We start from the raw sequence: 11,966 nt of genomic DNA, 5'->3' as shown, positions 1-11,966 counted from the left end.
CACACCCATTCACCCCCCCCCCGCCCTGGCGGCACCCCCGGTTTTACCAACGGGCGTGACAACCGGTGTCGCCCCCGCCCCGGGGGTCGGGGGGCGGCGCCCGGCGCCGGCCGGCCCCGGGGCCCCGGAGCCGGCCCGGGCCTCAGAAGGCGCCGGGGTGGATCTGCTCCCGGGTGGCGGCGTACTGCTGGCGCACGGCCTGGCCGGCCGCCAGCTCGTCGCCCGGCTCGAAGACCTGGGCCACCGCACCCTGCCAGGCCGGCGGCGTGTGCGGGGCGAGCGCGCCCTGCTGCACCCCGAGGGCCCAGGCGGCCTGGCGGGCGGCGCCCAGGGCCGCGTAGTCCGCCGGCTGCGGTACGACGACCTGCGTGCCGAACAGCCCCGGTGCGGCCGCCTGTACGGCCGGCAGCTCGGCCGCCGCGCCCAGCAGGAAGACCCGCCGGATCTCGACGCCGCGCCCGCGCAGCACGTCCAGGGCGTCCACCAGCCCGCACAGCATGCCCTCGAAGGCCGCCCGCGCCAGGTGCTCGGGCTTCATCGAGTCCCGCCGCAGCCCGGAGAGGGTGCCCGCGGTGTGCGGCAGGTTCGGCGTCCGCTCGCCCTCCAGGTACGGCAGGAGTACGAGCCCGTGGGCGCCCGGCGTCGACTTCAGGGCCAGCGCGCTCAGCCCCTCCAGGTCGGTGCCCAGCAGCTCGGCGGTGCCCCGCAGGGCCCGTACCGCGTTGGACGTGTACACCACCGGCAGGTGCATGCCGGTCGCGTCGGCCAGCGAGGTGATCGTGCCGCCGGGCTCGAAGAGGGGCTCGTGGTGGACGGCCATCACGGAACCGGAGGCGCCCAGGGAGACCACCGCGTCACCCGGAGCGAGCCCAAGGCCGAGCGCGGCGGCCTGCGTCTCGCCCGTACCGGCGGAGATCAGCAGCCCCTCGGGCGTGGTGCCGGCGGCCTCGGCGGGGCCGAGCACCTCGGGCAGCACCGCCCGCTGGCCCAGCGCCAGTTCGACGAGGTCGGGGCGGTAGGTGTTGTGCGCCGGGGACCAGTAGCCGGTTCCGGAGGCCGCGCCGCGGTCGGTGGTGCGCCGCGCCGGCCGGCCCAGCAGCTGCCAGACCAGCCAGTCGTGCGGCTGCATCACCACGGCCGTGCGGCGGGCGGCCTCGGGCTCCGTGCGGGCCAGCCAGCGGAGCTTGGCGACCGGCTGCGCCGACTGGGGGACGCAGCCCACGGCCTCGGCCCAGGCCTGACGGCCGCCCAGCTCCTCGATCAGGTCCGCGGCGGCCACCTGGGCGCGCTTGTCGTTGCCGACCAGGGCGGGCCGGACGAGGGCGCCCCCGGCGTCGAGGAGCAGCAGCCCGTGCTGCTGCGCGGAGACGCCGATCGCCTGGACGCCCTCCAGCAGCCCGCCCCCGGCGGCCTCGCCGAGGGAGAGCAGCCAGGACTGCGGGTCGGTCTCGGTGGGCTTGCTCTCGCCCGCGGGCTGCGGATGGGGGGCGTACCCCTGGCGCAGCACGGCACCGGTGTCGGTGTCACAGACGACGATGCGAGTGAAGGCGGAAGAGCTGTCCAGCCCGGCGACTATCCCCATGCCCACGATTCTGCCGCACCGCGAGGCGCGCGGGGCCCCGCCGGTACGTCAAGATCGCCGCCGGTTCCTAGGTGTTGCTGGTACCCCAGTCGTCCTCCGTGGCGGACGCGCCGTTGTGGTGGACCCGCAGCCGCTCGGGGAGGTGCTCCCCGACGGCGACGAAGGCCTTGCCGGCGTACTGGCGGCCCGTGTGCGCGGCCGTCTCGGCGGCGTTGCGCACGGCGGGGTTCTGGGCGATCCCGCGAGCGGACTTCTTCAGCTGCTCGTACCGCTCCCGCCCGGCGGCCGTGCCGAGCACGTAACCGAGGGCCAGTCCGGCGACGAACGTGAGCTTGTAACGCATGCCTGCCACCCTTCTGCATCGCTGCTGCGTGCGTGCTGCGTCGGTGTCCGGCCGCCTACCCGTCGGGGGCCGTGATCACCCGGGGCGATACCGATTGGCGGAGCACCCCCCTGCTTGCGCTAATGTATGTCTCGCAACGGGCGCCCGCCCCCCAGCAAGGCTGGTGGTGGGACTGTTCGGGGCACACGCAGCAATCCCCTGTAGCTCAATTGGCAGAGCAGCCGGCTGTTAACCGGCAGGTTACTGGTTCGAGTCCAGTCGGGGGAGCGCGATCCCCTGTAGCTCAATTGGCAGAGCATTCGGCTGTTAACCGGAGGGTTGCTGGTTCGAGTCCAGCCGGGGGAGCGATCGAAGAAGAGGACCCCCTGATGGGTCCTCTTCTTCTGTTTTCCGCGCCGAAGTGGAACCGGGCAGCGCTGAACGCGGTCTCCTAGGGCAGGCGAAGCCGATCATGCGAGGCATCCGAAGCAGGAGATCGTATGAGCGGCTATGCTGCGGCAGACGGCGCGCACAAATGTGCGCGACGCGCCGCAAGGGGCGGTAGCTCAGCCGGTTAGAGCAGCGGACTCATAATCCGTCGGCCGTGGGTTCGAGTCCCACCCGCCCCACCGCAAGCCGTAGGTGCAGAAACGATCGCACCTGCGGCTTCGGTGTTTTCGGGGGTGTTGCGGGGTGCCGGTGCCGGTGCGGGGGCGGGGTGCCGAAGGCTTCGGTGGCTGCGACGCGCTGAGCGGCTGGCAGGGCGAACCCGTTGGCCGGGTTCCGGCAGCTGTGCGAGCCGTCGCAGATCCGTGCAGGGCGGCGGCTGCTTGGAGTTCCGTCCAGGACAGGCCCGGGCCCATGAAGTGCCCGTTGTCCGTTGCGCGGGTGACGGGTTCCGGCCGGTCGGGGGTGGGACAGCGGGTAGTCGGTGCCGCCCTCCTTTCCCGGGCGGTCCTCGTCAGGTGTCGGGGGTCTGGGTCACGCGCCAGAGGCTGCGGGGGAGGTCGCCCTCCTCGAAGGCGTGGATCTCGGTGAGGTGCCAGCCGTGGGCGAGGTCGTGGACCAGGCGGCGGGAGAAGTAGTGCACGGCGAAGCCGCCGTGCTCGTAGATGTCGTCGCCGTGCGGGGTGCCCGTGCCGTAGTGGGCGTCGCCCGTGTGGCGGACCGTGTAGACGAAGGTGCCGCCGGGGCGCAGGACGCGGCGGACCTCGGCCACGAGGGAGTGGATCTCCTCGGTGGACAGGGCCATGCAGAGCAGCATGTGCGCGAACACGGCGTCGGCGGAGGCGTCGGGGAGCGGCAGCGGTTCGCGTACGTCGTGGACGGTGGTCGTGACGCGGGCGGCGAGGCCTTCGGCTCCGGCGGCGGCGCGGAGCTGCGTGAGGCCGGTGGCGGAGAAGTCCGTGGCGTGCACGGTGAAGCCCCGGCGGGCGAAGTGGAGGGCGTCCCGCCCGTGCCCGGCACCGAGCTCCAGCACGTCCCGGGCCCCGGCGTCCCGGAACACCGCGGCGGCGTACACCGCGGCCTCCGACGGTCCCGTGCCGTACATCCCGGGATGCGCGCGGTAGGTCTCCTGCCAGTGCGCGTGCTGCGCACCCGCCAGCCGGTCGTGCTCCGCCATGTCCGATGTCCCTTCGGTGCGCCCGTCGACGGATCACACCCTTCCACCGGCGCGCGGATCCGCCGGTGAGGGCGCGGGGCGTGACGGGTTGCGGGGGCGGGATTCATCTCGTGCGGCACAACGCTCCGCAGACGCTTCCTCGTTATGGCAAGGCGTGCGCCCATCTCAATGTGGGTGGGGTGCGGCGGGCCAGTCAGTGTCACAACATCACGAAGTGAGGGGCCTCGTGGACGAGCAGGACGGTGGGCGGGGCGGGGCGCGCGGTGGGGCCGTGGCGTTCGGGGTGGGGATGGTGGGGACGCTTGCGGTCTTCGGGTTCTGGCCCGGGTTGCCGCACGTCATCGACTGGGGGGCGGTGCTGGTGGCCCTCGGGGTCGGGGGCCTGGCCCGGTGGGGGTGGCTTCGGTGGGGTGCGCGGGTGCGGTCCGGGCGCCGCTGAGGCGCGGGGTGTGACGGGGGGGCGGGTGTGGGGGACGGGGCGGGGGTGGGCCCCCGGTGGGGCGGGGGCCGGGTGGGGCCGCCGTGGCGCGGCGCCCGGTGGTTCGGTGTGGCCCCGGTGGGTCCTGGGTCGTGGGGGGTTCGGGGGAGTCCCGCGGGGTGGGGCGGGCCGGGCGTGGGTGGGTGGGCCGGCCCGCGGTGGGGCTGGTGGGTCAGGGGGCGGTGGGGTGGCGGGGGCCGGTGGCGTCGGCCGGGTGGGTCACGGGGACTCGGTGGCCTCGGTCACGCGGGCTGCGGTGGTGGGTCAGAGGGATTCCGTGGCGTCGGCCAGGTGGTGGAGGACGTCCGTGAGGCTCTCCCGGCGGGCGTAGACGGCGCGCTGCCGGTGGGCGCCCGAGCCGTCGCGGAGCAGGGACGCCAGGGTCGCCGACGCGTGCTCCAGGTCGCCCGCCGCCGCGAGCTCCGGGGCGAGGAGGTCCAGCAGGGCTTCGGCGAGGGTGGCCGCCGGGAGCTCCGTACCGGTGAACGGGTCGAGTCCGTACCCCTCCAGGCCGTCGTGTGCGGCCCGCCAGCGGGCCAGCTGGAGGACCTCGTCGCGGACCGTCGCGGCGGGTTCGCCGGCCGCGAGGGACTTCAGCGCCGCGGCCACCAGGGCCCGCCCCAGCGCGGCCTGCAACACGGCCACGTCCAGCCCGGGGGACATGTCGGGCGCCCGGATCTCGAGCGTCGGCCAGGTCCCGGAGGGCCGCATGTCCCAATAGACCATCTTCGTGTCGAGCGCGGCGCCCGAGGTCAGCAGCAGTTCCACCGAGCGCCGGTAGTGCGCGGTGGAGCTGAAGTGCGGCGGCAGACCGGCCGAGGGCCAGGTGGACCAGGCCATCGCCCGCCAGCTGGCGTGGCCGGTGTCGCGGCCGCCCCAGAACGGCGAGTTGGCGCCCAGCGCGATCAGCGTGGGCAGCCAGGGCCGTACGCGGTTGGCCACGGCCACCGCGGTGTCGGTGTCGAGCGTGCCGACGTGGATGTGCCGGCCGCACCCGACCAGGTTGTCGGTCAGCGCCCCGAACCGCTGGAACTGCGCGCGCTGGCGCGGTTCGTCGTCGTTGAGGTGCGGGGGCGTGCGCACCGTGAGGACGGGCGAGGGGCTGGCCAGCAGCCGGCAGCCGTGCTCCCTGGCCGTCTTGGCCAGGACGCGGCGGAGCGCGGTCAGCTCGTCGCGCAGCTGGTCGGCGGTGTCGGCGACGGGGGTGGCTATCTCCACCTGGTAGCGGGTGCCCTCGGAGTGGATCTGGGGCACTTCGCCGACGTCGGAGAGGACTTCGGGGGCGACGGGCGCCACCCGCCAGGTCTGGGCGTCCACGAGGAGGAACTCCTCCTCGACGCCGAGGGTCAGCGAGGGCGCCGGAACCGTGTCCGGCGCCCAGGACCACGTACGTGATGTGCTCTTGCCAGGTTCGATCACTACGCCTCCCTGGACATACGAGTCGGTTTCATGATGAGCCGACCGGCGGGTGCGGAGCGAACGTCTATTCAGTCAATCGCGGGTGAACGCACGGCGCGTGGCGGGTACTCGCCCCCGTCCCCGCGCCGCTCACGGGGCGCCCGCCGTCCCGAGGGGAGGGCGGGGCGGATGGTTCAAGTGCGAACGATTTACCATCCCGTGTGACCGCTACGACCTCGACACCGCCCAAGCGGCGGATCCTCGCCGACCTGACCCCGCTGCGCAGCTCCGCCGACTACCGGCGGCTCTGGCTCGGCAACACCGTCTCCTGGATGGGCCAGGCCATGACGGCCCTCGCCGTCTCGCTCCAGGTGTACGAGATCACCCGGTCCAGCTTCTCCGTGGGCCTCGTGGGGCTCTTCTCGCTCGTTCCCCTGGTCGCCTTCGGCCTGTACGGGGGCGCCATCGCCGACACCGTCGACCGCCGCAAGCTCGGCCTGTACAGCGCGCTCGGCGCCGCCGTGCTGTCCGTCGCCCTGGCCGGTGCCGCCTTCGCCGGGTACCACCGGGTCTGGTTCCTGTACGCGGTCGTGGGGCTCCAGGCGGTCTGCTTCGCGCTCAACTCGCCCGCCCGATCGGCCATGATCCCCCGGCTGCTGCCGCCGGAGCAGCTGCCGGCCGCCAACGCTCTCCAGTCGCTGACCACCACTTCCGGCATGATGATCGGCCCGATGCTCGGCGGCTTCATCGTCGGCCTGTGGGGCTACCAGGCGGCGTACCTGATCGACGCGGTCGCCTTCTCCGCCGCCCTCTACGCGATGTGGCGGCTGCCCGCGATGCGCCCGGACCGGTCCGAAGGCTCCGAGGGGTCCGACGGCAAGCGGGGCCGGGCCTCCGTCGTCGACGGGCTGCGCTTCCTCGCCACCCGCCCCAACATCCGGATGACCTTCTTCTCCGACATGTGCGCGATGGTCCTGGCCCAGCCCCGTGCGCTGTTCCCGGCCATCGCCGGGCTCTGGTACGGCGGCGACGCCAAGACCGTGGGCCTGCTCGTGGCCGCCCCGGCGGTCGGGGCGCTGCTCGGCGGCCTCTTCTCGGGCTGGCTCGGCCGGATCCGCCGGCACGGCCTGGCCATCCTGCTGTCCGTGGCCGCCTGGGGTGCCGCCGTCGCCGTCTTCGGGCTGACCCGCAACCTCTGGCTCGGCCTGCTCTTCCTCGCCCTCGCCGGCTGCGCGGACACCATCTCGATGGTGTTCCGCACCACCATGCTCCAGGCCGCCACCCCCGACGACCTGCGCGGCCGCCTCCAGGGCGTGTTCATCGTCGTGGTGGCCGGCGGCCCGCGGCTCGGGGACTTCCTCGCCGGGACCGCGGCCGACCTCACCTCGCCGGCCGTGGCCGTCACGGGCGGCGGCCTCGCCTGCGTGGCGGCCCTGGCCCTGCTCGCCGCCGTCTGGCGGGGCTTCGCCCGCTACGACGCCCGGACGCCGGAAGCCTGACCCGGGGCGGGATCCGGAAGCCTTGGTTCGGTGCCGCGGGGGGCCGCCCGCCGGGCGTACGGGGCCTCGCCCCGCCCGCACCCCGCAGCAGGACCGCGCCTGCTCCCCGTACGTCTCCGTGGCCGGGTACTCCGACGCGCTCGACAAGACCACCGTGGACGGACAGCTGGTCGGCGGGATCTCCGGTCTGGCCGTCCGCCACGACGGACTGCTCGCCGCGGTCTCCGACCGCTCCGTCCTCTTCACCCCGGACGCCGCCCGCGGCGACGTCCAGGCCGCCCGCGCGCCCGCGCGGCTCCCGCTGACCGACGGCGCCGGCGGGCCCGTGATCACCGACGAGTTCGCCCCCGCCGTCCGCCGGTACGCGCCCGACGGGGGCTGCTGGGCACCCTGCCCGTCCCGCCGGCGCTCCGGCTGCCGCCCGCGGGCCGCGCCAGGCCCCACCAGACCTTCGAGAGCCTGACGCTGCTGCCCGGCGGCCACACCCTGGTCGCCGGGGTCGAAGGCCCCCTCGACGGAGACGGCACCGACGCCTCCGGCCGTACGCTCCAGCGCGTCCAGACCTGGCAGCGGCGCGGCGGCGGGTTCGTGCCGGCCCGCCAGTACGCGTACGCCGTCGACCCCGGGCACGGGCTGGTCGAGCCGGCGCCCACCCGCGACGGGCGGCTGCTGGTGCTGGAGCGCGGCTTCACCCGGGAGCTCAAGATCACGGCCCGGCTGTACGTGGCCGACCCCCGCGGTGCCACCGACACCCGCGGCACCGCCGTCCTCGCCGAGGGGTTCACCGGGCAGGCCGGGGCGCAGCGGTTGCGGTTGACGCTGGTCAGCGACGACAACGAGCTGCCGCAGCAGATCACCCGCCTGTACCGGCTGGACGTGCGCCTGCCCCGGTCCTAGTCCGCCGGCGTCACGATGCCGCGGGCGACGCCCAGGTCCACCAGGTCCTGGGGGCGCAGGCGCAGCTGGTCGGCGGTGGCCGGGGCCTCCTCTTGCGGGCGCTTCAGGATCGCCGCGGCCAGCTCCGGGGCGATGACGGAGAAGTAGCTGTCCGGCGTCACCCAGGTGTTGCCGGGGGCCGCCAGGGCCAGCGCGCCCCCGGAGCCGCCCTCGCCGATCAGCAGGGTGGTCACCGGGACCCGCGCCCCGGCCACCGCGGCGAAGGTGTCGGCGATGGCCGCGCCCGCTCCGGCGCGTTCCGCCGCGGCGTCGTTGGCGGCGCCCGGGGTGTCGACCAGGGTGAGCACCGGGATCCCGAGCCGGTCCGCCAGGCGGATCACCCGGGCGGCGGTGCGGTAGCCCGCCGCGAGGGTCGCGGTGCCGCACTGGGCGGCGTACGCCACCGTGCGCCCGCCGCGCAGCCCGAACCCGCAGAGCATCCCCGGGTCGGTGCCGCCGGCGCGGTCGCCGGACAGCGGCAGGCGCAGGTCGAAGTACGCGTCGAGGTACGCCTCGGCCCGCGGCCGCCGCGGGTCGCGCGCCCGCAGTACGGCCTCCCACCCGGTCGCGGCGGGCTCGGCGGCGGCGAGCGCTGCCGGCGGCTCCACGGGCCCGCCGGCAGCCCCGCCCGGCACCGCCGCCCCGGCGAGCAGGCGCAGCCACCCGCCCAGCACACCCGGCAGCTCCGCCCGCGGCACCACGGCGTCCACGTGCCCGGCCGCGTACTGCCCGTCGGCGGTGTACGCGGCCGGATCGGCGTCCGCCGGACGCACCCGCGACCCCGCGAAGCCGACCTGGGCACCGGGCAGCGCCAGCACCACGTCCGCGCCGGCCCCCAGCGTGGCCCAGCCGCCGCCGGTGGTCGGGTCGCGCAGCACCGCGATCTGCGGCAGCCCCGCGGCCCGCGTCAGGACCGACTGGCGCGCCACCCGCTGGAGCTGGGTGAGTGCGAGCATCCCCTCCTGCATGCGCGAGCCGCCGGTCGCGATCAGCGACACCAGGGGCAGCCGGTGCTCGCGCGCATGCGCGTACGCGGCCTCCAGCCGGTCGCCGGTCCGCTCGCCCAGGGAACCGCCCAGGAAGCCGAACTCGAAGGAGACCAGCACCGCTTCCCGGCCGCCCACCCGGGCCGTGCCGCAGACCACGGACTCGTCCTCGCCGGTGCGTCCGGCGGCGCGGGCGCGGGAGGCGTCGTACCCCGCCCAGCCGAGCGGGCCGTCGGGCCGGGACGTGCGGGCGGGGGCGGGCAGTTCGGTGAACGAGCCGGGGTCGGTGAGGGCGTCCAGCGTCTCGCGGGCGGTGAGCCGCTCCGCGGCCAGCGCACGCTTCATGATCTTGCCCAGGTCGTTGCGGGGGAGGGACGCGCGGAAGCGGACCGTACGGGGGCGCTTGTGCGGGGCGAGCAGCCCGGCGACGTGCGCGGTCAGTTCGCCGGGGGAGGGCGGGTCCGCCGGGTCGGCCGGGACCACCCAGGCCACGATCCGCTCGCCGAGATCGGCGTCGGGCTCGCCGGTCACGGCCGCCTCGCGCACGCCCGGGTGGTCGAGGAGGGCGTTCTCGATCTCCCCGGCCCCGATCTTGTAACCGCCGCTCTTGATCAGGTCGGTGGCCTTGCGGCCGACGATCCTCAGGTACCCGGCCGCGTCGCGGGTGGCCATGTCGCCGGTGCGGAACCAGCCGTCGGCGGTCAGGGCGCCGGCCGTGGCGTCAGGCCGGTTCAGGTACTCCGTGAAGAGGTTCGGGCCGCGCACCTGGATCTCGCCGATGGTCTCGCCGTCGTACGCGTCGAGCACCGCGCCCGCGTCGTCGGCCAGCCGCAGCTCCACGCCCCGCACCGGGACGCCGACCGTGCCGGGGGCGGAGGCGGTGTCGTCGGCGCGGACGCTGGTGTTCATCAGGGTCTCGGTCATGCCGTACCGCTCGATCACCCGGCGCCCGGTCGCCGCCGCGATCCGCCGGTGGTCGTGCAGGGGCAGCCCGGCGGAGCCGGAGACCAGCAGCCGGGCGTCCGCCAGGGCCTTGGCGAGGGCCTGGTCGGTGCCGACCGCGTCGGCGAGCCGGTGGTACATGGTCGGTACGCCGAAGAGCATCGTGCCGCCCTCGTTCAGGGCGCGCGTGACGCCCTCGGCGGAGAACCGGCCCAGGTGGTGGACGGTGCCGCCGCGGCGCAGCGGGCCCAGGGTGCCGAGGACCAGGCCGTGCACGTGGAAGAGCGGGAGCGCGTGGACCACGGTGTCGGCCGCGGTCCAGTCCCACGCGTCTTCCAGGGCGTCCAGGGTGGCGGCGACGGCCCGGCGGGGGAGCACCGCGCCCTTGGGGGGTCCGGTGGTACCGGAGGTGTAGATCACGAAGGCCGGGGCGTCGTCGCCGACCGCGTCCCGGGCCGGGGTGACGGGGGGACCGTCCGGGGTGCCGCCCTCGGCCGGGATGTCCAGGCGCGGCAGGCCGGCCAGCTCCGGCGGGAGTCGAGCGTCCGTGGCCGCGAGCACGAGGGAGGGTGCACTGTCGTGCAGGACGTGTACGAGTTCCCGCGCGCCGGTCTTCGGGTTCAGCGGTACGACCGGCACCCCGGCCAGCAGCCCCGCGACCACCCCGACCGCGGTCTCCAGGGTCGGGGTGGCCCACAGCGCGACCCGGCCGGCACCGGCCAGGCGGTCGGCCAGCCGGCCTGCGGAGTGCGCCAGTTGACGGTAGGTCAGCGTCCGCCCGTCGAAGCGGAGGGCGATGCGGTCGGAGGGCGCGTCCAGCGCCGGGAGGAGGGCGGTCACGCCGGTACCCTACGGCGTCACGGCAGCGGGAGGGCGATCTTCACGGCGTACACGGCGACCAGCCCGTAGCCGATCCGGAACGTCCAGGCGCGGGCGGTGTCGGAGATCCGGGAGCCGGCGAACGAACCGGCGAGGACGAGGAGTTGCTGCCAGAGGAGGCTGGCGCCGAAGACCGCCGCGACGAACACGGCCCCGGCGGTGCCGCGGGCCAGCTCGTCGCCCTGGGCGGTGGTGAGCGCCGCGAAGTACAGGGCGGTGGTGGGGTTGATGGCGGTCAGCGCGGCGAACCGGAGGAAGGTGCGGGCGGGGCTCGGCCCGGCTGCCGAGGGACCGGGGGCGGGGGCGGAGGCTGCGGCCGGCTGCGCTGCCGCCGCCGGCCCGGAGTCCGGCCCCCTGGCCGCCGCGCCCCCGGGCTCGGAGCCCGGCCCCCCTGCCGCCGCCGGCCCGGAGCCCGGCACGCCTACCGCCGCGCCCGCCGGCCCGGAGTCCGGCACGCCCGCTGCCCCGCCCGCCGGCCCGGAGTCCGTCGCCCCGCCCCCGGCCGTCGCGTTCCGCGATGTCCACAGCCCGTGTGCGGCGATGGTCAGCAGGACGGCCGCCGAGAGCAGGCGTACCCAGGCCTCCACGTCCGACAGCGCGGCCGAGACCAGCGGGCCGAGTGCGGTGGCGAGGGCCGCGTACGCCAGGTCGACCACGGCCACGGCCGCCGCCGCGGCCACCGCACCGCGCCGCCCGCGCATGCTCTCCTGGAGCAGCAGCACGCCCATCGCCCCCACGGGCATCGCCACGCCCAGGCCCGCCGCCGCCCCCGCCACCGCTGTCGTCCACAGTCCGCTCATGGGCCCGAGACTGGACCGCACGGTTCCGGCCGCGGCGGCGATTAACGGCCCGCACCGCGATAATCGCGGTATGGACCGGCTCGACAGGGAGATCCTCGGGATCCTGCAACAGGATGCGCGGATCTCGTACCGCGACCTCGGCGTACGGGTCGGCCTCAGCGCCAACGCCGCCGCCGACCGGGTCCGGCGGATGCGCCGCGACGGCGTGATCCGCGCCTTCACCGTGCTGGTGGACCCGGCGGCCGACACCGGCGGCGGGCTGGTGGTGTTCATCGACGTGACCCTGCGCGAGGACACCACGAACGAGCAGTTCGAGGCCCGGGCCGCCACCCTGCCCGGCATCACCGAGGTGGTCCACGTCACCGGAGCCCACGACTACCTGGTCCGGGCCCGGGCCGCGGACCCCGCCGCGCTCGACGCCCTGCTGCGCCGGCTCAAGCGGGAGGCGGGAGTGGCGCAGTCCAACACCCGGATCGCCCTGCGCGCGGCTTCCCGGCCACCCCAGCTGCCCTGAATGTCA

The 11,966-nt window shown here is 75.5% G+C and carries 10 protein-coding genes, 3 tRNA genes and 1 pseudogene; 7 read left to right on the top strand and 7 right to left on the bottom strand.

The genetic code is table 11. The features are described from left to right. Nucleotides 1-142: 142 nt before the first annotated feature. Entirely contained in the window at nt 143-1,582 is a 1,440-nt protein-coding gene (locus ACIQUR_RS33555) for an FGGY family carbohydrate kinase (RefSeq protein ID WP_403672849.1), read from the bottom strand. Nucleotides 1,583-1,649: 67 nt separating this feature from the next. Continuing rightward, nucleotides 1,650-1,925, bottom strand: a complete 276-nt coding sequence (locus ACIQUR_RS33550) for a YtxH domain-containing protein (protein ID WP_403672846.1) — start codon at nt 1,923-1,925, stop codon at nt 1,650-1,652. Nucleotides 1,926-2,119: 194 nt separating this feature from the next. Here ACIQUR_RS33550 and ACIQUR_RS33545 point away from each other — a divergent pair. The 3 genes from ACIQUR_RS33545 (at nt 2,120) to ACIQUR_RS33535 (ending at nt 2,533) form a co-directional block, all read left to right on the top strand. Beyond that, nucleotides 2,120-2,192 (top strand) — tRNA-Asn (locus ACIQUR_RS33545). Nucleotides 2,193-2,197: 5 nt separating this feature from the next. Then, nucleotides 2,198-2,270 (top strand) — tRNA-Asn (locus ACIQUR_RS33540). 189 nt (nt 2,271-2,459) lie between these two features. Then, a tRNA-Ile gene (locus ACIQUR_RS33535) sits at nt 2,460-2,533 on the top strand. Nucleotides 2,534-2,865: 332 nt separating this feature from the next. Here ACIQUR_RS33535 and ACIQUR_RS33530 read toward each other — a convergent pair. Further along, a complete protein-coding gene (locus tag ACIQUR_RS33530; RefSeq protein WP_403672843.1) occupies nt 2,866-3,528 on the bottom strand; it encodes a class I SAM-dependent methyltransferase in 663 nt (220 codons plus the stop codon). Between the two features lie 742 nt (nt 3,529-4,270). Beyond that, a complete protein-coding gene (locus ACIQUR_RS33525) occupies nt 4,271-5,425 on the bottom strand; it encodes a glutamate--cysteine ligase (RefSeq protein WP_403672840.1) in 1,155 nt (384 codons plus the stop codon). A 200-nt stretch (nt 5,426-5,625) separates the two neighbouring features. Between ACIQUR_RS33525 and ACIQUR_RS33520 the strand changes: the two genes are divergently transcribed. The 3 genes from ACIQUR_RS33520 (at nt 5,626) to ACIQUR_RS33510 (ending at nt 7,800) form a co-directional block, all read left to right on the top strand. After that, a complete protein-coding gene (locus ACIQUR_RS33520) occupies nt 5,626-6,903 on the top strand; it encodes an MFS transporter (RefSeq protein ID WP_403672837.1) in 1,278 nt (425 codons plus the stop codon). A 118-nt stretch (nt 6,904-7,021) separates the two neighbouring features. Next, complete coding sequence (locus ACIQUR_RS33515; RefSeq protein WP_403672888.1) at nt 7,022-7,366, top strand: hypothetical protein; 345 nt, start codon at nt 7,022-7,024, stop codon at nt 7,364-7,366. Continuing rightward, the gene (locus ACIQUR_RS33510) at nt 7,282-7,800 is read left to right on the top strand and encodes an esterase-like activity of phytase family protein (protein WP_403672885.1); all 519 of its coding nucleotides are present in this window, start codon (nt 7,282-7,284) and stop codon (nt 7,798-7,800) included. Before ACIQUR_RS33515 ends, ACIQUR_RS33510 begins: the two co-directional genes overlap by 85 nt. On the opposite strand, the gene ACIQUR_RS33505 is transcribed toward ACIQUR_RS33510, so the two are convergent. The 3 genes and pseudogenes from ACIQUR_RS33505 to ACIQUR_RS33495 all read right to left on the bottom strand — a co-directional run bounded on the left by ACIQUR_RS33505 (nt 7,797) and on the right by ACIQUR_RS33495 (nt 11,446). Continuing rightward, on the bottom strand, nt 7,797-9,170 hold the full coding sequence (locus tag ACIQUR_RS33505) for a carboxyl transferase domain-containing protein (RefSeq protein WP_403672882.1): 1,374 nt from the start codon (nt 9,168-9,170) through the stop codon (nt 7,797-7,799). The two genes, ACIQUR_RS33510 and ACIQUR_RS33505, sit on opposite strands and share 4 nt — an antisense overlap. Next, nucleotides 9,156-10,607: pseudogene (locus tag ACIQUR_RS33500) on the bottom strand (acyl-CoA synthetase); the annotation flags it as partial. The gene ACIQUR_RS33505 and the pseudogene ACIQUR_RS33500, both read right to left, overlap by 15 nt. 17 nt (nt 10,608-10,624) lie before the next feature. Further along, nucleotides 10,625-11,446: a LysE family transporter gene (locus ACIQUR_RS33495; RefSeq protein ID WP_403672835.1), complete on the bottom strand. Its 822-nt coding sequence runs from the start codon at nt 11,444-11,446 to the stop codon at nt 10,625-10,627. A 70-nt stretch (nt 11,447-11,516) separates the two neighbouring features. Here ACIQUR_RS33495 and ACIQUR_RS33490 point away from each other — a divergent pair, with 70 nt between their 5' ends. Beyond that, the gene (locus ACIQUR_RS33490) at nt 11,517-11,960 is read left to right on the top strand and encodes an Lrp/AsnC family transcriptional regulator (RefSeq protein WP_403672832.1); all 444 of its coding nucleotides are present in this window, start codon (nt 11,517-11,519) and stop codon (nt 11,958-11,960) included. Nucleotides 11,961-11,966 lie beyond the last annotated feature (6 nt).

This window comes from Streptomyces sp. NPDC101132, from assembly GCF_044759225.1.
In the GTDB taxonomy this organism is placed as follows: domain Bacteria; phylum Actinomycetota; class Actinomycetes; order Streptomycetales; family Streptomycetaceae; genus Streptomyces.
Note: the sequence above shows the minus strand (reverse complement) of the source record. Positions and strands in the feature narration are given on the sequence as shown.

Coding starts and splice junctions, on each gene's coding strand:
- ACIQUR_RS33555 (WP_403672849.1), bottom strand. CDS start 1,582: ATGGGGATAGTCGCCGGGCTGGACAGCTCTTCCGCCTTCACTCGCATC.
- ACIQUR_RS33550 (WP_403672846.1), bottom strand. CDS start 1,925: ATGCGTTACAAGCTCACGTTCGTCGCCGGACTGGCCCTCGGTTACGTG.
- ACIQUR_RS33530 (WP_403672843.1), bottom strand. CDS start 3,528: ATGGCGGAGCACGACCGGCTGGCGGGTGCGCAGCACGCGCACTGGCAG.
- ACIQUR_RS33505 (WP_403672882.1), bottom strand. CDS start 9,170: ATGAAGCGTGCGCTGGCCGCGGAGCGGCTCACCGCCCGCGAGACGCTG.
- ACIQUR_RS33495 (WP_403672835.1), bottom strand. CDS start 11,446: ATGAGCGGACTGTGGACGACAGCGGTGGCGGGGGCGGCGGCGGGCCTG.
- ACIQUR_RS33490 (WP_403672832.1), top strand. CDS start 11,517: ATGGACCGGCTCGACAGGGAGATCCTCGGGATCCTGCAACAGGATGCG.